Origin of the sequence: Psychromonas sp. MME1 (assembly GCF_041080865.1) — a bacterium.
GTDB lineage: Bacteria > Pseudomonadota > Gammaproteobacteria > Enterobacterales > Psychromonadaceae > Psychromonas.
Genome location: NZ_CP160906.1, coordinates 1,799,607 through 1,821,541, shown reverse-complemented (window position 1 = coordinate 1,821,541; position 21,935 = coordinate 1,799,607). Strand labels below are relative to the sequence as shown.

The window sequence follows — 21,935 nt, the reverse complement described above, 5'->3', positions numbered from 1 at the left end:
TTTGTCATGAGCAATAGGTCATCGAGTATTATGTCAATTAACCGCCGAGATTTTCTTAAAAAAACATCAGGGTTGGCGCTAGCAGGCGTGAGTGCCGCGCTAATCAATGATAAATTGCAGGCTGCACCTATAGATGATTACAGCGGCTACGCTCATGATAAACATGACGATAAGAAATTTTGGCATAAAGTTAGTCAAGAGTTTATCCTCGATAAAAATACGGTCTACCTAAATACGGGGACAACAGGATCAATGCCGAAAAATGTCCTTAGAGAGTATCATCGTAATAACAATATCGTCGCTAGTAATCCATGGGATATGCAAAATAAATTTTCAACTTGGCCCTATGTAACCAATATGGTTACTGCTATAGCCCCTGGATTTGGTGCGGATGCAAATGAAATAGTACTTTCTCGAAATACCACCGATGGCATGTGCACCATACTTAATGGTTTGCATTTTGAAGCGGGGGATGTCATTTTAACAACGCACCATGAGCATGTTGCAGCCGTTTCTCCCTTTGATGTGATAAGTAAACGTTTTGCTGTCGAAGTCGTTTATCTTGAAATTCCGGTGTATACCGGTGATAAACCGATCAGTGCACAACAGTTTGTCGATGTGTTCCAAAAAGCGGTAGAGGAATATGGACAGCGTGTACGTTTAATTTCATTTTCACATGTTACCTATAAAACAGGTACCACCTTACCCGCTAAACGTATTTGTAAAGAAGTTGCTATCCCCAATAATATTCCAACGTTGATTGATGGTGCGCATACTATTGGCATGTTGAATCTTGATTTTCATGATATTGATTGTGATTTTTATAGTGGCTCAGGTCATAAGTGGCAATGTGGAGCAGGGGCTACGGGTATTTTATATGTACGGGATAATGCCAGCCGTTTAGATGAATATTGGTCTGATCGACAAAACCCACTCTGGTTTATCAACTCTTCTTTATCTCATGCTTCTTACCTTGGTACACAATTACAATTGCAATATATTGGTAACGATAATTATCCAGCTAAACAAGCATTAACCGATGCATGTTTAATGTGGGATCAAATAGGCCGAGATAAAATAGAGAAACGGGTATTATCTTTAAGTCATTTGTGTAAAGTGCAGTTACACCGAGCCTTCCCATTAGCCCATTTATATGCACCGACCTCGGAAGACTTATCCAGTGCCATGAGCACTATTAATCCCTTTGCGGATCAGCATGATGAACAATTGTTAATATTATTTAGAGATCGTTTACGAGATGAGTATGGGTATGTGATCCGCACGACAAGTTTTAAAGTTAGAATAGATGATCCCTTAGATACGCATGCACTTCGTATTTCAACACATCTATTCAACAATGAAAAGGAGATCGCTGGGCTGGTTGATGCAATGCAAAATGTTTATCAAGCGATCATTTGAATTTACAAAAAAGTGTAACTTTTTTTGGTAAGTTATTAAAAACAAATGTATTTTACTCTATTTTTTGCCATTTTTATGTCACGTTGTTTGTCTTTACTGTACTTCTATGAGCTGAGTAAAAGGAAAGATAATGTTAAATAAAAGGGTGTATCTAACTGTATTGAAAATAATGGGTTACTGTTGTCTGTTGCTTATTAGCCAACCTACCCTTGCCTATGATCTTAAGGAGGTAAAAGAGGCGGGGGTACTTAGGCATATTGGCATACCCTATGCGAATTTTGTGATTCAATATACGCAGGGAGAGATCACTGTCCATGAGGGGTTGGATGTCGAACTCATGCAGGGGTTTGCAGAATGTTTAGGCGTTAAATATCAATTTGTTAGTGCATCATGGAATGATGTTTTCGGCAAATTAAACGGCCAAAATGCCAGCTATATAGATAAAAAAATAGTACTCGGTAAGCGGGTGGCTATACAAGGTGATGTAATTTCTAGTGGGGTCACGATCCTGCCATGGCGAACTCAACTCGTTGATTTTTCTGATGTCTATTTTCCCTCTGAAGTTTGGCTAGTTGCCCGAGCAGACTCTGATTTAAAACCCATTAAACCGTCGGGTTCAATAAGTGTTGATATCGAAAAAGTAAAATTACTGCTTACTGGGCGGCAAGTATTAGCATTGAAACAATCTTGTCTTGATCCGGATCTTTATAATTTAGAGGAAACTGGGGCGAATATTGTATTGCCTGTAAAAGAACGAAAATTAAATGAAATGGTACCTGCTATTTTGAATAATGATGCAGAGAGTACGCTACTTGATCTGCCTGATTCGCTTATCGCATTGCAAAAATGGCCGGGGGAAATAAAAGTCATTGGCCCGATATCAGAACAGCAGAGCATGGCGGTGGCCTTTCGTAAGGGATCTCCAGAATTGAGAAAAGCGTTTAATCGCTATTTTAAAATGATTCAATTCGATGGTAGCTATAATCAATTAGTAGAAAAATATTATCCGAATGTCTTTTATTTCTATAATGATTTTTTTGTAACAACAGAAAAAGATAAGTAAATGATGAAAAAAGCCAAATGGTTTAATAATAAATTCGTAATTCTCTTTGGAGCTTGTTTGCTGACCGCTTACCTTGCATTAATTTTAACGGTAACTAATTTAGGTCAAAGTAAACTTAAGCAGTCAAAGATTAATGAGTTACACCTCAAAGTGAGCCACTATGTAAAAACGCTCGATTTTATTTTTGCAATTAGTAAAAATAATATTGATGATTTAGGGGATGATAAAACGGTTAGTACCTTTTTTGCCAATCGAAGTTCTGGAATGTCGATGGAATATGGACTGGGATCGAGCTTAATAAATGTGCAAAGATTGCTCACCTTGTTCGTTTTAAATAGCCAAATTGACGATTATAAAATATTTCAACGTGTTGTTTTAGCTGATTTTTCTAAACAGGTTATTGTTGATAGCGATCCTGATGAAAATTTTGATAGTAATCCGATTCCATTTGCCCAAATGCAGCATCAAGAAGCGAAAATTTTACTTGTAGAGGCACCTTCAGGTTTAAAAATTCAATTTTTAAGGACGATATTTCAGCAAAAAAAAGCGGTTGGGTTACTTATTGCAGACCTCAACATGAAAATAATCGTAGAGCAACTTAGTATCCAAGAGCATGCAGAGAGCCATAGCCGTTTACAACTCTCCTCATCAAGTGGCATGTCCCTATTAATCTGGGATTCCATTCTATCTGACAATAAAGGTGATGCAGAAGTTGCTGAGGAGTTAGCACAAAGCATTTATATTGAACGACCAATTACAGGAATAAAACTGGTTTTAAAGACGTGGTTTGAACCCGTCTATGACCGAGAACTATTTACTTCATCGCAATTTGTTGTCGCTATATCACTACTTGCCATTCCGGTTCTTTTTGGTCTCTTTTATTTAATAAAAATAGATAAAAGTAACACCATATTAAAAACTCAAATCGATGTCTCATCTAAAGAGAGATATAAATTACGCAAACAGAATTTTTTATTAGAAAGCGAAATTAAAAAACGCAAAAGTTCAGAGCAAGAGCTGGCTTATCAAGCAACTCACGATGGCTTAACTGGGTTGGTAAATAGAAATTTTAGTATTACTTTTTTAACACAAGCAATCCAACAATCACAGCGACATCAGACTGAAATCTTAGTGATGTTTATCGACTTAGATAACTTTAAACAAATTAATGACACATTAGGGCATATAACTGGGGACGAGATACTTAAAATTACTAGCGCTCGCTTGCTTAATGCAGTACGTAAAACAGATGTTGTTGCTCGATTAGGGGGAGACGAGTTTTTACTTATTATTCCTTCTCTGCTTCATAGTGATGGTGCGACACTCCTCGCCACACAAATTCTTAATATTTTTACTGAACCCTTTAAAGTCAATGACCATGAATTCTTTACTACAACGAGTATCGGTATGGCCATTTATCCTAGGGACGGAAAAGATCCTCAAACATTGCTTAAAAATGCCGATATGGCGGTCTACAGAGTGAAAGATTCTGGTCGAAATGGTTTTAGTTTTTACGATGCAAGTTTGAATAATTCCTTACAGCGGAGCTTATTATTAGATAGCCGGTTACGGTTAGCAATTAACCAGAATGTTATTGAGATGTACTATCAACCTATTATTGATCTGAAGAGTCGAAAAATTATTGCAGCCGAGGCATTAATGCGTTGGAATGATCCTCAGTTAGGATTTGTCTCTCCCGATGAATTTATCGCGCTGGCTGAAAGAAATGGGTTGATTCATCAGTTGGGGGACTTAGCACTCACTCAAGCTTGTTATCACGCGGGGTCATGGCAATCTATTCGGGCAATAGATATTGCCGTTAACTTTTCCAGTGTACAATTTCGCTATTGCCATGAATTGTTAACAAAAATTGAAGCGGCATTAAAAGAGAGTCAGCTGCCCGCCAATAAGCTAACCATTGAGTTAACTGAAAGTTTGTTAGTGAATCACAATAAGGAACTAAGTGAATTGCTCGGTAAGCTTGATCAACGTGGTATCGCACTTTCAATTGACGATTTTGGTACAGGTTATTCTGCATTGAGTTATTTACAACGCTTTCCATTTTCTAAATTAAAAATTGATAAGGCTTTTGTTAATAACTTACAAAGTAATCCCGCAGATAAATCCCTAGTTAAAGCAATAATTGCAATGGCTAAAGCGCTCAATTTACAGGTGATAGCGGAAGGGGTAGAAGATAATTATCAAGCGAATCTGTTAACGGAGATGCAATGTGATTATGGACAAGGTTATCTATTTAGCAAAGCCGTTCCTGCAGATGAGTTTAAACAATTATTAATGAACGACTGCCAATAAATTGATTAATTATAAGGCGTTATCACCACTTTTATAAATTTTTTTCGCAAATTAAGCGACAAAAATGTTAGGGTAATTAGGGGCTGAGAACCTTTCTTATTCGAATTTGTTCAATTTGAAAGTATACCGAGCAACATAGACTAGGATGCTTTTAGATGAACCCATTAAGGTATGCATCTTTTTGCACTTTTTACTGCGTTATCGCCTGGTTATGTACAATCGTGACAGTAAAGGCTTTAACTTGCATTGAGTATGTGCAAATAGTTGATAAAACGAATATTAAAGTTCTGCGGTCCCTCGTTATACTAAATGCACCAACAGGGCGAAAGTGCTCTAAATGAGGATGAATGAGTTTAAATAAGGATAAATATAGTATAGATAATACCGATTATACTGTCGGTCAGGATAATATTCAAAAATGGGGATTTGATATCCACAATACCGTTTTTGGTATTAGTGCGGGTTTAATTATTATTTTTTTAATTGCAATTTTAGTAATTGATCCTCAAACATCCAAGGCCTTTTTAGATGGGACAAAATGGCAGATTATAGGCGCATTTGACAGTTTGTTTATGTGGTCTGCTAATATTTTTGTACTCTTCTGCCTGGCATTAATATTCTCCCCCTATGGTAAAATTCGTTTGGGTGGTGACGATGCCAAAACGGATCATTCAAGACTTTCTTGGATAGCAATGCTTTTTGCTGCAGGAATGGGGATTGGGTTGATGTTTTGGGGGGTAGCTGAACCTTTAGCCTATTTTACAGGCTGGTATGAAACGCCACTTAATGTCGCTGCAAATACACCAGAAGCAGCCAAATTAGCATTAGGTGCAACGATGTTCCACTGGGGGTTACATCCATGGGCTATTTATGGTGTGGTCGCGCTATCATTATCTTTCTTTGCATATAATAAAGGATTACCGCTTTCGATTCGGTCAGTATTTTATCCTTTATTGGGAGATCGTACTTGGGGCTGGGCTGGACACATCATTGATATTTTAGCGGTATTGGCAACACTATTTGGTCTTGCTACCTCTTTAGGTTTAGGGGCGCAACAAGCCGCTGGTGGTTTTCAACATGTATTTGGTATTGATGCAGATCTTTCCTTACAAGTAACCATTATTGCAGTCGTTACCTGCATTGCCATTATATCGGTCGTACGTGGTATTGATGGTGGTGTGAAAGTAATCAGTAATATCAATATGTTGCTTGCTTTTGTCTTGCTTGTTTTTGTGGCTTTAGTGACCTTTGCTATTTCTATGGGAACCATTCCAACAACGGTGATGGGGTATATCGAGAATATTATTCCGTTAAGTAATCCCGTCGGTCGCGAAGATGAAGCTTGGATGCATGGTTGGACTGTATTTTATTGGGCATGGTGGATTTCATGGTCACCATTCGTAGGTATGTTTATTGCTCGTATCTCTCGTGGAAGAACTGTTCGTGAATTTCTTACTGCGGTATTAATTATTCCAACTGTTGTCACTGTTTTATGGATGTCCATTTTTGGTGGTGTGGCGATTGATCAAGTTATCAATCAAGTTGGAACATTAGGAAGTGCAGGCTTAACGGAAGTTCCATTGGCGATGTTCCAGATGTTCGATGCACTGCCATTGGGCAATATTTTATCAATCTTAGCGATTGTATTAGTATTGGTTTTCTTTATTACCTCTTCTGATTCGGGATCATTGGTTATCGACAGTATTACAGCTGGTGGAAAACTCGATGCACCTGTGCCACAACGTGTTTTTTGGGCTACAACCGAAGGCGCTATTGCGGCCGTTTTACTTTGGGTTGGTGGTACAGAAGCAATTCAGGCTTTGCAAGCGGGGGCTATTTCGACGGCGCTACCCTTTACTATTGTTCTATTAGCGATGTGTGTTAGTTTGCTAATGGGAATGCGTACGGAAAAGCATAATCGTAGCTAATCATCACTTTGATGTTATTAAAAAACCGATGCGTAGTTCATCGGTTTTTTTATTTATAACCACAGTTTTTTGATCGCAGTATCGGTGCTGTAATGATACTTTATTTGCGCCTGAAATAGCTCTGCAGTAGCAATTGCATCGGTTAGTGCATTGTGAGGAGAGTAGGATGGTAAGTTGTAGCGGATACGACTATTGGCAAGCCGAATTGAACCTGGTTGCTTTCTCTTAATCCAATTAATAATCCCCCTTGACGCTGCACGCTGTATGTTATCTTCAATTTGCATGGTATCAATCACAGGAAAGCTGATCCCTTCATTAATCAAACTGCGCAAAGCTTGATCGAGAAAATTACGTTCAATATGGCGATAATGTACCACCACCACTTTACCCGCTAACTCATTTAAAAGTTGTTCTAAAATGCGTAGTAAATCAGGTGCACCCTGTAAATCAGAGTGGGTGATACCATGGATAATCACGGAGTTTTCTTGTAACTTATCCTCTGGATTGATATACCATTTTTGGGCTTTACGGCAATAAATACGTTGTAAATCAAAAGGGACAAGCCCAATGCTAATGATGCTATTTTGTTGGGCATCCAAGCCAGTTGTTTCAAAATCTAATGCCACAAATTCAATATCACTTAATGGTGTTTCATCGTGGTAGGTAGCGACATTATAGAAATGTTGTAAACGAGGATCGATACTGTTTCGTGCCTGTAGTTGTAGATAAGCAGACCAGTTTAAAATTTCATGGTTATGAAAATTTTTCATCTCTTCAGCCTTAAAATTTATTGCCACTAAAACGGTATTTCAAGAAATTTTGCGCATTACTTAACACTAAAAAAGCATCTTTAAGGTTGCGTCTTTCAAAGTCAGACATATTTTCTGGTTCGATATTATTGTCTGGTTCGATATTGGATTCGACATCGAGTGCTTGATGGCGCAAACAACCAACGAAAGAAGTTCCATTGCATGCTTGAGATCTTCAGCCTTTGATTTAGGAAGAATACCGGCTTCGATAATATCCTCTAAGCGGTCAAATGAGTTTTGTGATGAGGAACCAATTGACAATGCATGAACACGTACAAGGTCAGCAAGTGGAGCGGTACCACGACGTTTCAAGTTAATTGAGTTATTATGGCGGCCATCTTTTTCCATCACAAAATCTTTAAAGAAACCCAGAGGAGGAGTCCGATTTCGTGCATTGTGTGCTAGGCAAGCTAAAAAGCGGTTATTTTTTTTAGCACGGCGCAGAATAAAGGCATTTAATTGCTCGGCCCATTTGACGCGGCCATAGACGCCTGCAAGATCAAAAAAAATGGAGCAATTAAGCAACGCTTGCGGGTTCGGATTATCTATCCAGTCGGCAAAACAATTTTCCCATTCTGAGTGAGTTTTACGAAATTCTGGATTACTTGCCATAATATTACCAGTGCAGTAGCTGTAGCCACAGGAGGCGAGCCCATCACAGACGAAATTGGCTAACTTTTCAAAGTAATCATTATGCAATTCTGCTTGATAAGCATTATCTAGGATAATCGCATTATCTTGATCCGTGACAATTAACTGCTCATCCCTAGCCATTGAACCTAAGGCTAAGAAGCAGTAGGGGATAGGTGGTGGGCCGAATTTTTCTTCTGCCAACTCTAGTAAACGTTGTTTAAAACTACGCCCAATTTCTGACATCGCCCGGCCTATCATATGTGAATTTGCATCTTCATTAACCATGCGTACAAAACAGCCCTTCAATTGCCCTGATAGTAAGGCTAAATCTTCACTATTTTTTTGTTGAAATATGCTGCTAACAAATAACAAACTATTTTGTGATTCGTAACGGATAATATCCGCAACTTCAATGAGACCAATCGGTTTTTTATTTTTAAGAATAGGTAGGTGGTGAACGTTGTAACGCAACATTAACAGCATCGCTTCGAAGATATAAGCATTATGGTCTAAAGAAATTAGCTCAGTAGACATTACCTGTGAGATAGGATTATTTACATCTAGCCCCACAGCGATGACTTTTGCACAAAGGTCATGCTCGGTAATAATGCCGACAAAACTGCTGCTTTGATCATCTTTGATATCCGGATCGTTAATTAAGAGGGCGGAAACATTCTCTTCAGCCATGATTTGGGCAACAGCCTGAATAGCGCTGCTGCAGGGCAAAATAAGCGGTGCTTGGGTGACCAAGGTTTTAACTTTTGAAGTGGTTAGTGCATTGGCATCATCACTTTTACTTTCAACAGCTTGTTTTAAACGGGTGCTGTCCTCTATTTCAACAAAATCTGCAAAATCTTCATAGCGTTCGCATAATTCATTAAAGATAGTGCCTGGAATGCAATATAAAAGCGTATCTTTGACCGCTTTTGCCGGAAAGCGAACTTTATTATTAGTCAGTAAGCCCATTTGTCCGAACAGTTTACCTTGGTCAAGACGATTATAAAGATCCCCATTACGGCGATAAATTTCCACAACACCACTGCGAATCATATACAGTTCCTGAATTTTATCAGTAAAAGTAAGAATGGTGCTATCTGCACGATAATAGGATATTTCGACACTTTGCGATATTTCGCGTAACGCCTCTTCTGGAAGTTGGTCAAAGGGGGCGTGTCGACCAATAAAATCTTGAATTTCTAGTAGTTCGATTTCCATTATTTACTCTATATTTAGTTGTCTTTATTTCAAAATGTTTGTAAAAGGAGCGTTTTTATTTTGTAGAACAAATACTCGCCGTATGTGAAGGCATTTTTTCAACATAATAAAAAATGGTTTTAACTTTGCTTCTTCAATTTTTATTGATTTTCTAACGCATTCTGTTGCATTTGCTGCTCATGTTGCGCTTTGATTTTTTTTCTAAAGCGACTCGGGGAGCAACCGAAATATTTTGCAAAACGATGGGTGAAATTATAAGGATCTTTATAGCCTAAACGATGTGCAATCATAGTGACGGTCCAATCATTATAATTAAGTAAGTTGGCGGCTTTATCCATACGCAATTGAATAAGTTTTGCACGAGGAGAAAGGCCAAAGAGAGACTTACAGATACGATTAAACTGTTCTTCACTAATGTAGCAATTCTGTGCCATCGCTTTTACCGTCCAAGTTAAATGAAGTTGACTTTCTACATCATTAAATAATGCCTGCACGCGCGCAACTGAACGAGATGATTTTGTTTCAAAACCGGTTAACAAACGGCACACTTCACTTACTAATAATCGCCTAAAACTGGGGCGTCCGCCAATTTCATAATGAATTAAATTCATTAAAGACCAAATTTGTTCACAATGATTAAATGGTAAAATTTTCTGGCCTATCGTTTCGACAAACTGCCATTTTGCGGTTGGGTTAGGTAGAAACCATACCATTTTCCATTCATTATCTACTGGATTTATTTCAAAGCGGAAAGGGGTATGGGCAGGCAGTATTACCATTGTATAGGGTTCAATAAGTGAGATGCTATTGTTGGTGGTTAATATGCCGCCTCCTTTGAGTGTAAATAAGATGGTATGTACATTAACACCATCTCTCTCCACTTGATAACCATCTTTTAAATCAGCCATACCTGCCATGAAAATATCATCTTGCGCTAATTCAGGAATGTCTGAATGGGTTAAAAATCGCTCCTTGCATGCCTCAGATAAAAAGACATAATCAACCCATATCGATTTCGGTGTCATTTTACTTATGACGGATTTACACAGCTTTTCTCTATTTTTGCACATGTTCATTTGTTCACTACCATTTTATAGTTTGTGTTATATAAAAGGATGCTGATGACTAATAAAAATTACGCTAATCACTGTTACAAATCAATGTAAATAGTGTTTTTCGTTCTCTTTTTTAGACGTTAGAGGTAGGACGTAATGGTTTTTGTTTTGGTGATTAAATTATTACTAATGATGATCAATATAATCATGAATTAATCCCTTTTGTGGGAATCGCACCTAAAATTGATGCAGCTTAGCGAGAATGCGGCGGCATAAAAAGTACCATCACAAAAACTGAGTTAATTAATATAATTGCGAATACTGAGGTGTTACATGGCATTTAAAGATGATTTTATATGGGGAGCAGCTGCTGCAAGTTACCAGATCGAAGGCAGCACGCAATTTATTGATGGTTGTGCGGAATCTGTTTGGGATATGTGCTGCCGTAAAGAAGGCTTTGTAAAAGGTGGTAATACAGGATTTATTGCATGCGATCATTACAATCGTTTTAAAGATGATGTAGCGATTATGAGTGAAATGTCACTGCAGGCTTATCGATTGAGCATCATGTGGCCAAGAGTCATACCGCAAGGTGTGGGAAAGGTCAATGCACAAGGCTTAGATTATTATGACCGTTTAATTGATGAATTGTTAAGTAAAGGAATCGACCCTTGGGTGACGCTTTTCCATTGGGATTATCCCCTTGCTCTATTTCACAAGGGAGGGTGGCTAAATGATGACTCAAGCGATTGGTTTGCAGACTACACACGCATCATTGTTGAAAAATTATCCGATCGGGTTAGCCATTGGTTTACCTTAAATGAACAAGCGTGTTTTATTGGTCATGGGCATCAAACAGGCATCCATGCACCGGGGCTACAACTCGCGACTAAAGAGGTTAACAAGGCATGGCATAATGCCCTGCTTGCACATGGCAAAGCAGTAAAAATAATAAGGGAAACAGCTAAATTGCCAGCTAAAATAGGAGCTGCACCATGCTTTAGAACGGCAGTGCCATTTAGCCACTCGCCAGAGGATATTGAAGCGGCGCGTCAGCATACTTTTAGTATGTTGGATGATTCAATGTTTAATGCGACCTGGTGGATGGACCCTGCATTTAAAGGTGAATATCCAATGGATGGTTTAACATTATTCGCAGATGATTCTCCCGTTATCAAAGAGGGGGATATGGATATTATTTGCCAGCCATTAGATTTTGTCGGTTTTAACGTCTATTCTTCTACTTTGGTAAAAGCGGGCGAGGATGGTAATCCGGAAGTCGTAGCGTATCCTAATGACCATCCAATGACTTATTTCAAGTGGCCAGTTAGTCCTGAATCACTGCGTTGGGGAACGCAATTTTTGTATGAACGTTATAATAAACCGATTATAGTGACTGAAAATGGGCTAAGCCTCAATGACTGGGTCAGTTTAGATGGTAAAGTACATGATCCAAAGCGGGTTGATTTTTTACACCGTTATCTTTTAGGTGCAAAACAAGCGATTGAAAATGGCACTGATATTATTGGTTATTTCCAATGGTCTATTCTTGATAACTTTGAATGGGCTGAGGGATATGAGCAACGCTTTGGCCTGGTTCATGTCGATTACGCATCACAGAAACGCACCATCAAAGACTCTGGATATTGGTACAAGAGCGTGATTGAATCAAAGGGTGAAAAATTAGGTAACGCTTCGCCACTACAAAATTGGGTCGAGCCTGAGAATTTTAATAAAAATATCAAATAATTTCGCACAATAGTTAATTGTGGTTGCTGTTATCGGGAAACGTAGAGTTTCAGTATAAAAGATGGCACCACAATTTATCCATCTCGATATTTACCAAACATTAAGTAAGCACTTTCTTTTTTGTATTTCTCTTATTTATTTTCAGCTAAGAATCATATAAAAAAGGGAGATATTATGAAAAATTACCGAACGGTTAAATATAACCAACTTTCTTGTGTTGCCCATGCTTTGATATCCAAGCTAGCGTCTAAAAAAATTTTGAGGGACAGTGGTAGGCGTTGTTTTTACTGCGTCGAAATGAATAAGTTAGTCGCTGTTGCTACTTATGACCTAAATAATAACTTTGTTAAATTTTTAATAATTCCATGGAATTTTAGTTACTTATAAGTATCCCACCCGTTACTGAGATTAACAGCTATTAAGGGAAGTGTGATCGAAGTAGCGCTTTATCATTTATCAGGTTGATCCGCTGCATTTGCTAGCATATTATCATTAAAAGAAAGCGCTTTCTCGAGGGTGTGTTTTTATATAGAGAGAATAGTATTTGCTTATACATCAAATAGTGGTCGCTTTCTTACAGTTTTCATAAACTAAAAAGGATTAATTAATGCGTAGTAGTAAAAAAATTTTAGCATCGATCATTTGTGGTCTATTGGTCTCTTCAAATGCCGTTATGGCTGAAGATATTAAACAGGGGGGAACATTAGTTGTTCCTATTATTAATACTGGCTTTGTTGACAATTTCAACCCTTACACAACCGGTGGGTTATATGACGGTGTGTTATTTGAACCATTAATGATGTTTAACAACATGACCGGCAAAGTTGAATATCGTTTAGCAAAATCAGCTGAATATTCAACGGATCTTAAAACTATCACTGTCAAATTGCGTGATGGTTTGAAATGGTCAGATGGCAAGCCATTAACCGCGAAAGATGTGGCATTTAGTTATAATATTACTAAAAGTGCACCTGCATTTGATCAAAAAGCTATCTGGTCAACGGGTAACTTAGAGAGCGTTACTGCTACGGATGGAACTACGATTGTATTTAAATTAAATACAGCCGATTCAACATTTATTTGGGGCTTGCCTAAGTACCATATACTACCTGAGCATATTTGGAGTAAAGTCGCAGCTAAAGATTTAGCAACCTTTACTAATCCAAATCCTGTTGGTAGTGGTCCAATGACTGATATCAAGTATGTTAAAGCACAACAACTTGAAATTTGCCGTAATGCCAATTATTACTTAGAAAACCGTCCTTATATTGATTGTATTACTTTCCGTTCATACAATGATAACTCTCAAATTCAGCCTGCTTTAATGAAAGGTGAAATTGATTGGGGATCAAACTTTATTGCTGATATTGATAATACTTTTATCGCCGCAGATCCTAAAAATAACCATTATTGGTACCCTGCCAATGATGCTATTCATCTTTATGTTAATACCAAAGAGAAACCATTTGATAACCTTGATGTACGTAAAGCGTTATCAATGGCACTTAACCGTGATGAAATTGTTGATATTGCCGCTTATGGTTATCCAACAGCTAACTTTAATGCTGGTGGTATTGGTGAGTTATATGCACCATTCATTAATAAATCTATCTCAGAAAAATATAAGTATCTGACTACCTATAACCCTGAAAAAGCGAAGCAGTTGCTTGACCAAGCCGGCTATAAAGATCTTGATGGTGACGGATTCAGAGATATGGCTGATGGCAAACGCATCGAGTTTGATATCAATGTGGTAAATGGCTGGACTGATTGGATTCAAGTAGTACAGATGGTTACTGAATACTATGAAGAAATCGGTATTAAAGCGAACGTGAAAACGGTCGATTGGGCTGTTTATGATTCAGGCTTAAAAGATAGCAAATATAAAATGTCTATCAACTGGTCGATGGTAGGTACGAATCCGATTGAAGCTTATCAAACTTATTTCTTAACATCTCAAATAGGAAAAAGCTGGCATGCAGGTCATGGTGTGCATTCTCCTAAAATTGATGAGTTGATTAATAGTTTTGGTCTTACTAATGATCCGAAAAAACAGCAAGTTATATTGGATGAATTACAGGAGTTTACTGCTGAAAATCTACCTTTTATCCCGCTGTTTTCAAATGCTACCTGGTTCCAATACAGCACGGCTAAATTTGTCGGTTGGCCAAGTGAGAAAGACCCTTACGTTCAACCTGTTTTTTACAGCGGTGGTAACCGTAACTTGATTATTAACAATCTTCACCTCAAGTAACTTAGATGTAACAAAAGAGCCACTTTGTGGCTCTTTAATTATTGGAACAAATTATGAGTTTTATATTACGCCGACTTAGTTTTTATTTCACAGCCTTCCTGTTAGCAATTTCTTTTAACTTTATGCTACCAAGAATGATGCCTGGTGATCCTATTGACGCAATGTTTGCAGCTGCGCAAGGTAAAATGGATCCAGCTCAAATGGAAGCCGTTAGAGAAATGTATGGTTTTATGGATGGTTCTCTTTTTGATCAGTACATCTCATACATGCAAAGTGTGTTCACTCTGGACCTTGGGCCTTCAGTATTGATGTTTCCTGTTGATGTAACCAAAGTTGTCGGCATGTCGCTGCCTTGGACCATGTTTTTAGCATTAGGCTCATTAATTGTCGCTTTAATTCTTGGTGTCACAATAGGCACTTATGCGTCATATCGTCGTGAAGGATTTTTCGGACAATTTGTGCCACCATTTTTAGCTTTCATTAGTAACTTCCCATATATCGTAACGGCGTTATTACTGTTTTACTTTTTTGGATTACAACTTGAGCTGTTGCCCCTCGCCTATACCTACGATCCAGCTATCGATCCTGGCTTTACTTGGGAATTTATTAGCAGTGTTGCCAAACATGCCGTATTACCAATGGGATCCATGATCGTCGTGGGGATTGCCACCTGGGTATTTAATATGCGTAACGCGATGATCAATGTACTTGGCGAAGATTATGTCACCATGGCCGAGGCAAAAGGATTAAGCAGTTTTCGTGTGATGTATCGCTATGCAGGTCGTAATGCAATATTACCCGTTGCAACAGCTATCGCGATGGCGATTGGATTTTCCTTCGCAGGCTCAATTATGACTGAGGTAGTGTTCAACTACCAAGGCCTTGGAAATATTTTGTTAAAAGGCATCATGGCTCGAGATTACCCGCTTATTCAGGCCATCCTGTTGATTCTTGTTTCTGCTGTTCTAACAGCCAATTTCATAGCGGATCTGCTTTATGTATGGCTTGATCCACGAATTTCTAAATAAGGTATAGAAGAGATGAACAATTCAAATACATCTGATGCGAATGTATCCATCCCAAATCATCAAAGCGTGTTTAAACAGAAGTGTCGTGTAGCATGGAAGAAAGCTAAAGATTTTTTTCATGGCAATCCTCCCGCAATTATTGGTGTGTCATTAATTACGGTGATTTTACTCGGGGCATTATTTGCACCGGTATTATCTACCCATAATCCAGAGAAACGTGTAGCTCGATCCCATGAAGCACCAAATGCCGAGCATGTACTAGGTTCAACACGAAATGGGCGAGATGTCTTTAGTCAGGTGCTGCATGGTGCAAGAAAATCGCTAACGGTGGCATTTTTTGCCGGAATTATTGCGATGACTATTGCCATTGGCGTTGGAGTTACATCTGGTTATATGGGAGGAAAAATTGATGAGTGGATGAACTTTATTACCAATGTATTTCTGGTTTTTCCGCAGCTTCCTCTCTTGATAGTATTAGCAGCCTTCTTAGGGCAAGTTGGATCGACCGTGATCACTGTGTTGCTTGGTGTTACTTCCTGGCCATGGGGTGCGCGAGTCATTCGCTCGCAGACAATGGCAATTAGAAATAAAGAATTTATTATCTCAGCTGAGGTAATGGGGGAGTCTAAAATACGCATTATTTTGGTAGAAATTTTACCTAATCTTATTTCTATTGTGTTCGGTGGTTTCCTTGGAACAGTTATTTATGCAATGGGTGCAGAAGCTGGACTAGGTATTCTTGGGCTAGGTGATGCAACAGAGGTTAGTTGGGGGTCAATGTTATATTGGGCTCAGGTATCATCTTCTTTATATACTGGAGCATGGTGGGAAATGCTTGTACCCGCAATGGCATTAGCATTAACAGGTGGTGCATTAGCACTAATCAATATGTCGATTGATCAGGTTAGTAACCCTAAACTTAAAACTGGCCCACATCTTAAGTTGTGGAAAAAAATGAAAAATGAAACAGAGAAACGTCGAGGTCTAGTATGAAAAAACCACTCTTAGAAATAAAAAACCTATGTGTCGATTATGTTTCTCCAAATGGTGTGGCAAGAGCGGTTAACAATGTTAGTTTAACAATTGCTCCCGGTGAAACCGTTGGCATAGCAGGGGAGTCTGGTTGCGGTAAAAGTACGATGGCATTTGCGATAACACGTCTGCATAAGTCACCTGCACTAATTTCTGAAGGTGAAATTATTTACGATGGTCGTGATATTCTAAAAATGTCTGATAAGGAATTACGCGATTTTCGTTGGAATGATGTTTCAATTGTATTTCAAAGTGCGATGAACTCTTTAAATCCGGTAATTACGATTGGTGAGCAGTTAACGGATGTAATTTTAGCGCATAAACCGGTCACCTACAAAGAAGCGGTAGCAAAGTCAAAAGAGTTACTAGGCATTGTTGGTATTCATGGCGACCGTATGAAGAGTTTTCCTCATCAACTGAGTGGTGGTATGAGACAACGTGTCGTTATTGCCGTCGCGTTAGCGCTTGAACCTAAGCTCATTATCATGGATGAGCCGACAACGGCACTTGATGTGGTAGTGGAACGTGAAATCTTAAATGAGTTATATGATTTAAAAGAAAGATTCGGATTCTCAATTTTGTTCATCAGTCATGATTTGAGTTTAATGGGGGAAATTGCTGATCGCATTGGTGTGATGTATGCGGGGAACTTAATTGAGATCGGTGATGCCAAAACCGTATTTAGCAAGCCATCGCATCCTTACACAAAAGGGTTGATTGCATCTTTCCCGACGATTCATGGACCTAAAGAGCGTCTTTATGGTATTCCTGGTGATCCCGTTAATTTGTTACGTTTACCAACAGGCTGTAATTTCCAGGATCGTTGCACAGAATGTATGGAAATCTGTAAAAAAGATGATCCAATACTGACTGAGCTACATGACAACTACAAAGCCGCATGTCATAAATTATAAGGAATCAATGATGGATACAACAAATAAAGCTGAAGTTGTACTTTCGGTTAAAAATTTGATTAAAGATTTTCCAATTGGTCAATCTAGCAGTAAAAAAAATTATATGCGCGCAGTGAATGATGTCTCATTTGATTTACGTAAAGGCGAAGCCTTAGCGATAGTGGGTGAATCAGGCTCAGGCAAAAGTACCGGTGCTCGTGTGTTATCGCGTATTTATGAGAAAACAGCGGGTGATATTTTCTTTAAAGGGCAACCTTTAAAGGAGTATGTAGATCAACATGGTACTTTGGAGTATGCCCGTCAAGTGCAGATGATTTTCCAAGACCCATTTGGTTCACTTAATCCGGTGCATTCTATTTTTCATCATATTGCACGCCCGTTGCTTATCCACAAGCGCGGCGATAAAAAAACAGTTGAGAAATTGGTTTATGAACTGTTGGAATTAGTTGGCTTATATCCGGCCGTTGAAACCGCTGAAAAATATCCACATGAATTAAGTGGTGGCCAAAGACAACGTGTTGCTATTGCCAGAGCATTGGCCGTTGATCCAGAAGTAATTTTAGCCGATGAACCTATCTCGATGCTTGATGTTTCTGTACGTCTGGGCATTTTGAATTTGATGGCGGACCTAAAAGATAAGCATGGTATCTCTTTTATGTACATTACCCATGATATTGCTACAGCGAGATATTTTGCTGAAAAAACAGCGGTTATGTATGTTGGGCATATGGTTGAATGGGGCAGCAGTGATAAGGTGACACAAACACCACAGCACCCCTACACGCAATTACTGCTTTCCGCAGTGCCCGAGGCGGGGAAAAGCGGACGCCGTGAGTTGGGCGCTAAAAAAGGTGAAATACCAATGTGGAAGCCCGATACTAAAGGCTGCCCATTTTCAGCACGCTGCCCACGAGCATTAGACCGTTGTAATGATAGTTTCCCTGCAGTAACGCAAATAGCAGACGATCATTTTATCCGCTGTCATAACATTTAATATTTTTTAATATTCTTTTTTAATTAGCGCTTTTTAGGAAGCGCTTACTTTTGGTTGGGATTGCCATGACAAACAATAATTTAAATAATTCATCAGTAGAGATAACAGGACAGTTTGTTTCAATTGATGACGATAAATACTATCGAATTACCAATGCAGATCAGATGAAACCTTTTTTTATCAGCGTTGTATCAGCTAGTGACCACTGGTTATTTATTTCATCCACAGGTTGCTTATCTGCAGGTAGAATTCGCCCAGAAAATGCTTTATTTCCATATAAATCGGTCGATTATATTCACGAAAGTGCAGAAAACACGGGTAGTAAAAGCATTGTAAGAGTTCAAACCGAAAATGGTTGTAAGCAATGGGAACCGTTTAATCTTCAACATAATAGTTTGTATCAGGTTCAACGAAACCTCTATAAAAATGTGGCTGGTGATAAGATTATTTTTGAAGAAATAAACGAGGAGCTAGGGCTAACGTTCAAATATCAATGGGCGACCAGTGAACAATATGGTTTTGTACGCACCTCAACTGTGATTAACCATTCACAGCAAGCTGTTGAATTTGAAATTGTCGATGGTATTCAAAATATTTTACCACCTAATGCTCCGCTTTCACTTATGCAGAGCAGTAGTGCGTTATTAGATGCTTATAAATGGAATGAGTTATTACCTGAGTCAACGTTAGCAACATACAGCTTATATGCCAAATTAAGTGACCGTGCAGAGCCAGCAGAATCGTTACGTGCGACAACGGTATTTAGTGTTGTTGATGAGTGCCAGTCAATTCTATTATCAAGTGAGCAGCTTGGTGCATTTCGTCGTGGTGAAAAAATCGTTAATGAAACACTGCGCCGTGGTTTAAGAGGTGCTTACTTTATCCATAAATGTTGTCAGCTTGCTGCTGGGCAGGAAAATAGCTGGCAGATCATCGCTGATATCGACAAAACACACAGTGATATTGCCGCTTTACAGAGTGCTTTACAGGCAGGGGATGCTGTTACGTCGAATATTGATAAATCGATTGATGCTAATCATCGTGAACTTTTAATGCTAATGGCAGGTAGCGATGCTTACCAAAAAACGGCAGAGGAATCGACTACCGTACATCACTATGCCAATGTGTTATTTAACAATATGCGTGGCGGTGTTGTTGTTGACCAATATTGGGTAGAAAAAGAAGATTTTAAAAAGACATTATTCCGTTCAAACCAAGTTGTTGCTGAAAAACATCGCGCATTTTTCGAGACACTTCCGGAGCGCATTGATTATCAGAAATTAATTGCATTAGTGACGGAACAAAATGATACGCAACTAGTTCGCCTTTGCTATGAATATCTGCCGTTGACATTTGGCCGCCGTCATGGTGATCCTAGCCGTCCTTGGAATCATTTTGAAATTAAGCTAAAAGATGAAAATGGTGATCGCCTACTCTCTTATCAGGGCAACTGGCGTGATATTTTCCAAAACTGGGAAGCATTAGGTCTAAGTTATCCGAATTTTATCAAATCATTTATTTCTAAGTTTGTTAATGCTTCAACGATAGACGGCTATAACCCTTACCGTATTACTAAAGCAGGCATCGATTGGGAGCTGTTAGAATCGGATGATCCATGGAGTAATATCGGTTATTGGGGTGATCATCAGATTATTTATCTATTGAAATTTTTAGAATTATCTAACAAATATCAACCTGAAGAGTTAAAAAATCTATTAAATGTTGCAATATTTAGTTATGCAAATGTTCCCTATGAAATTGAAGGCGTTGATAAACTATTTGCCGATCCTAAAAATACCGTTATCTTTAACCATGATAAACAAGTTGTTATTGAAAAACGTGTTAGCCAATTTGGAAGTGATGGCAGGCTCTTATTAAACGCTGATAATAGTGTTTATATGGTTAATTTAACTGAAAAACTACTTGTACCGTTACTGGCTAAATTGGGTAATTTGGTGGTTGAAGGTGGTATTTGGTTAAATACACAAAGACCTGAGTGGAATGATGCAAACAATGCGATTGTTGGTACGGGTCTTTCAATGGTGACGCTGTACTACATGCGCCGTTATGTTGCATTTTTGCAATCGTTACTAGAAGATAATTCAGGCAGTGTTGAACTTTCTTCAGAGTTGGCTGAATGGGTTCGTGCAACAGCACAAATTTTGCAAGAAGCGAATGCGATTATCAATCAAGGTACGGTAAGCAGTGAAGCACGTAGTAAAGTGTTGCGTCAACTGTCGGGGGCTGCGGCCGATTATCGTGCAAATGTTTATGCAAAAGGTTTCTCAGGAAAGGTCAACGTTACAAGTGAATCTTTACTCGCTATGCTTGAAGTGTCTCTACAGGTGCTAGATGAAAGTATTACCGCTAATCTGCGTAAAGATGGACTATATAATGCCTATAACATTATTGATTATACGCAAAATAACGTAAATGTAGATCTATTATATCCGATGCTTGAAGGTCAAGTAGCTGTATTGTCAGCGGGTGTCTTATCGCCACAGCAAGTGGTTGCTTTGCTAGATAATTTGTATGCGAGTGACATGTTCCGTGAAGATCAGAACACCTTCATGCTCTATCCTGACCGTGATTTAGCTCATTTCACCGAAAAAAATTGTATCAATGCAGCACTGGTCAACGCTAATCCTCTTCTTAAAGAGATGCTAGCTAAGGGAGACCGCCGTATTATTGATAAAGATACTAAAGGGGCTTACCATTTCAATGCAAATTTTGAAAATGCAGGGGTTCTTTCCGCAGCATTGAAAGTAGTTGCATCTGATTATCAAGATGCAGATAGCGCTGTTATCGCGAATGTTTTGACTATTTACGAAAAAGTATTTAATCATCAATCGTTTACAGGCCGTTCTGGGACGATGTTTGGCTATGAAGGTTTAGGTTCAATCTATTGGCACATGGTTTCTAAGTTACTACTTGCCGTTCAGGAAAATTATTTCGCTGCTTGGAAAATAGATGCTAAATCTGAAGCAACGCAAAAACTGGCTGAATATTACTATAAAGTACGTGCTGGTATTGGCTTTAATAAAACACCCGCTGTCTATGGTGCTTTTCCAACTGATCCTTACTCACATACACCTAAGCAAGCAGGGGCACAGCAACCTGGCATGACAGGGCAAGTTAAAGAGGAAATATTAACACGCTTCGGCGAATTAGGCTTGCTTGTTGAGGATGGTAAAATTTATTTCCAACCTACGTTGCTTAAGCAAACCGAATTCCTTTCTGCTAACGATGAATTTGAGTTCATTAATATCAAAAATAAAGTACAAATATTGGGGCTGACGGAAAAACAATTAGCATTCACATACTGCCAAGTACCTTTTGTCTATGAAATTGTAGAGGAAGGGGCTGCTAGAGTGGTCGTGACGAATGAAAGTGGTGCTGATCTGCAACTAAATACATTAGCACTGAGTACATTGATAAGTCGTCAAATATTTTCTCGTCAAGGTGGCATTGAGCTGGTACATGTTTATATTCCTGCAAGTATGCTATTGCCATCTCATTAGGAGTCAGC

At 38.7% G+C, this 21,935-nt stretch carries 13 protein-coding genes and 1 pseudogene; 11 read left to right on the top strand and 3 right to left on the bottom strand.

What is annotated here, in order from left to right; genetic code table 11:
• The first annotated feature begins 6 nt into the window (after window positions 1-6).
• The 4 genes from AB2N10_RS08255 (at window position 7) to AB2N10_RS08240 (ending at window position 6,723) form a co-directional block, all read left to right on the top strand.
• Window positions 7-1,419 (top strand): aminotransferase class V-fold PLP-dependent enzyme, encoded by a 1,413-nt coding sequence (locus AB2N10_RS08255; protein ID WP_369433684.1) that lies wholly within the window; start codon window positions 7-9, stop codon window positions 1,417-1,419.
• Between the two features lie 130 nt (window positions 1,420-1,549).
• Complete coding sequence (locus AB2N10_RS08250; RefSeq protein ID WP_369433683.1) at window positions 1,550-2,482, top strand: transporter substrate-binding domain-containing protein; 933 nt, start codon at window positions 1,550-1,552, stop codon at window positions 2,480-2,482.
• Entirely contained in the window at window positions 2,483-4,795 is a 2,313-nt protein-coding gene (locus AB2N10_RS08245) for an EAL domain-containing protein (RefSeq protein ID WP_354624167.1), read from the top strand.
• 347 nt (window positions 4,796-5,142) lie between these two features.
• Entirely contained in the window at window positions 5,143-6,723 is a 1,581-nt protein-coding gene (locus tag AB2N10_RS08240) for a BCCT family transporter (RefSeq protein ID WP_354624168.1), read from the top strand.
• 53 nt (window positions 6,724-6,776) lie between these two features.
• Here AB2N10_RS08240 and AB2N10_RS08235 read toward each other — a convergent pair whose 3' ends face one another.
• From AB2N10_RS08235 to AB2N10_RS08225, 3 genes and pseudogenes are all read right to left on the bottom strand, one after another.
• On the bottom strand, window positions 6,777-7,493 hold the full coding sequence (locus tag AB2N10_RS08235) for a 3'-5' exonuclease (RefSeq protein WP_354624169.1): 717 nt from the start codon (window positions 7,491-7,493) through the stop codon (window positions 6,777-6,779).
• A gap of 10 nt (window positions 7,494-7,503) precedes the next feature.
• Window positions 7,504-9,380: pseudogene (locus tag AB2N10_RS08230) on the bottom strand (DUF294 nucleotidyltransferase-like domain-containing protein).
• A 140-nt stretch (window positions 9,381-9,520) separates the two neighbouring features.
• Window positions 9,521-10,456, bottom strand: a complete 936-nt coding sequence (locus tag AB2N10_RS08225; RefSeq protein WP_354624170.1) for an AraC family transcriptional regulator — start codon at window positions 10,454-10,456, stop codon at window positions 9,521-9,523.
• Between the two features lie 312 nt (window positions 10,457-10,768).
• Here AB2N10_RS08225 and AB2N10_RS08220 point away from each other — a divergent pair, with 312 nt between their 5' ends.
• The 7 genes from AB2N10_RS08220 to AB2N10_RS08190 all read left to right on the top strand — a co-directional run bounded on the left by AB2N10_RS08220 (window position 10,769) and on the right by AB2N10_RS08190 (window position 21,927).
• Window positions 10,769-12,184: a GH1 family beta-glucosidase gene (locus AB2N10_RS08220; RefSeq protein ID WP_354624172.1), complete on the top strand. Its 1,416-nt coding sequence runs from the start codon at window positions 10,769-10,771 to the stop codon at window positions 12,182-12,184.
• 607 nt (window positions 12,185-12,791) lie between these two features.
• Entirely contained in the window at window positions 12,792-14,438 is a 1,647-nt protein-coding gene (locus tag AB2N10_RS08215) for an ABC transporter substrate-binding protein (protein ID WP_354624174.1), read from the top strand.
• A gap of 53 nt (window positions 14,439-14,491) precedes the next feature.
• Window positions 14,492-15,466 (top strand): ABC transporter permease, encoded by a 975-nt coding sequence (locus AB2N10_RS08210; RefSeq protein WP_354624175.1) that lies wholly within the window; start codon window positions 14,492-14,494, stop codon window positions 15,464-15,466.
• A 12-nt stretch (window positions 15,467-15,478) separates the two neighbouring features.
• Window positions 15,479-16,459, top strand: a complete 981-nt coding sequence (locus AB2N10_RS08205; protein WP_354624176.1) for an ABC transporter permease — start codon at window positions 15,479-15,481, stop codon at window positions 16,457-16,459.
• On the top strand, window positions 16,456-17,412 hold the full coding sequence (locus tag AB2N10_RS08200; RefSeq protein ID WP_354624177.1) for an ABC transporter ATP-binding protein: 957 nt from the start codon (window positions 16,456-16,458) through the stop codon (window positions 17,410-17,412). The genes AB2N10_RS08205 and AB2N10_RS08200 overlap by 4 nt, the downstream gene beginning before the upstream one ends.
• 7 nt (window positions 17,413-17,419) lie before the next feature.
• The gene (locus tag AB2N10_RS08195) at window positions 17,420-18,406 is read left to right on the top strand and encodes an ABC transporter ATP-binding protein (protein ID WP_369433682.1); all 987 of its coding nucleotides are present in this window, start codon (window positions 17,420-17,422) and stop codon (window positions 18,404-18,406) included.
• A gap of 65 nt (window positions 18,407-18,471) precedes the next feature.
• Window positions 18,472-21,927 carry a hypothetical protein gene (locus AB2N10_RS08190; RefSeq protein WP_354624180.1) on the top strand — a complete coding sequence of 1,152 codons (3,456 nt, stop codon included), beginning with the start codon at window positions 18,472-18,474 and terminating at the stop codon, window positions 21,925-21,927.
• The last annotated feature ends 8 nt before the right edge of the window (window positions 21,928-21,935 follow it).

What these genes read in the sequence shown, in the direction of transcription:
- AB2N10_RS08255 (WP_369433684.1), top strand. Translation starts at nt 7, where the DNA reads ATGAGCAATAGGTCATCGAGTATTATGTCAATTAACCGCCGAGATTTT.
- AB2N10_RS08220 (WP_354624172.1), top strand. Translation starts at nt 10,769, where the DNA reads ATGGCATTTAAAGATGATTTTATATGGGGAGCAGCTGCTGCAAGTTAC.
- AB2N10_RS08240 (WP_354624168.1), top strand. Translation starts at nt 5,143, where the DNA reads ATGAGTTTAAATAAGGATAAATATAGTATAGATAATACCGATTATACT.
- AB2N10_RS08200 (WP_354624177.1), top strand. Translation starts at nt 16,456, where the DNA reads ATGAAAAAACCACTCTTAGAAATAAAAAACCTATGTGTCGATTATGTT.
- AB2N10_RS08205 (WP_354624176.1), top strand. Translation starts at nt 15,479, where the DNA reads ATGAACAATTCAAATACATCTGATGCGAATGTATCCATCCCAAATCAT.
- AB2N10_RS08215 (WP_354624174.1), top strand. Translation starts at nt 12,792, where the DNA reads ATGCGTAGTAGTAAAAAAATTTTAGCATCGATCATTTGTGGTCTATTG.
- AB2N10_RS08250 (WP_369433683.1), top strand. Translation starts at nt 1,550, where the DNA reads ATGTTAAATAAAAGGGTGTATCTAACTGTATTGAAAATAATGGGTTAC.
- AB2N10_RS08245 (WP_354624167.1), top strand. Translation starts at nt 2,483, where the DNA reads ATGATGAAAAAAGCCAAATGGTTTAATAATAAATTCGTAATTCTCTTT.
- AB2N10_RS08190 (WP_354624180.1), top strand. Translation starts at nt 18,472, where the DNA reads ATGACAAACAATAATTTAAATAATTCATCAGTAGAGATAACAGGACAG.
- AB2N10_RS08235 (WP_354624169.1), bottom strand. Translation starts at nt 7,493, where the DNA reads ATGAAAAATTTTCATAACCATGAAATTTTAAACTGGTCTGCTTATCTA.
- AB2N10_RS08210 (WP_354624175.1), top strand. Translation starts at nt 14,492, where the DNA reads ATGAGTTTTATATTACGCCGACTTAGTTTTTATTTCACAGCCTTCCTG.
- AB2N10_RS08225 (WP_354624170.1), bottom strand. Translation starts at nt 10,456, where the DNA reads ATGAACATGTGCAAAAATAGAGAAAAGCTGTGTAAATCCGTCATAAGT.
- AB2N10_RS08195 (WP_369433682.1), top strand. Translation starts at nt 17,420, where the DNA reads ATGATGGATACAACAAATAAAGCTGAAGTTGTACTTTCGGTTAAAAAT.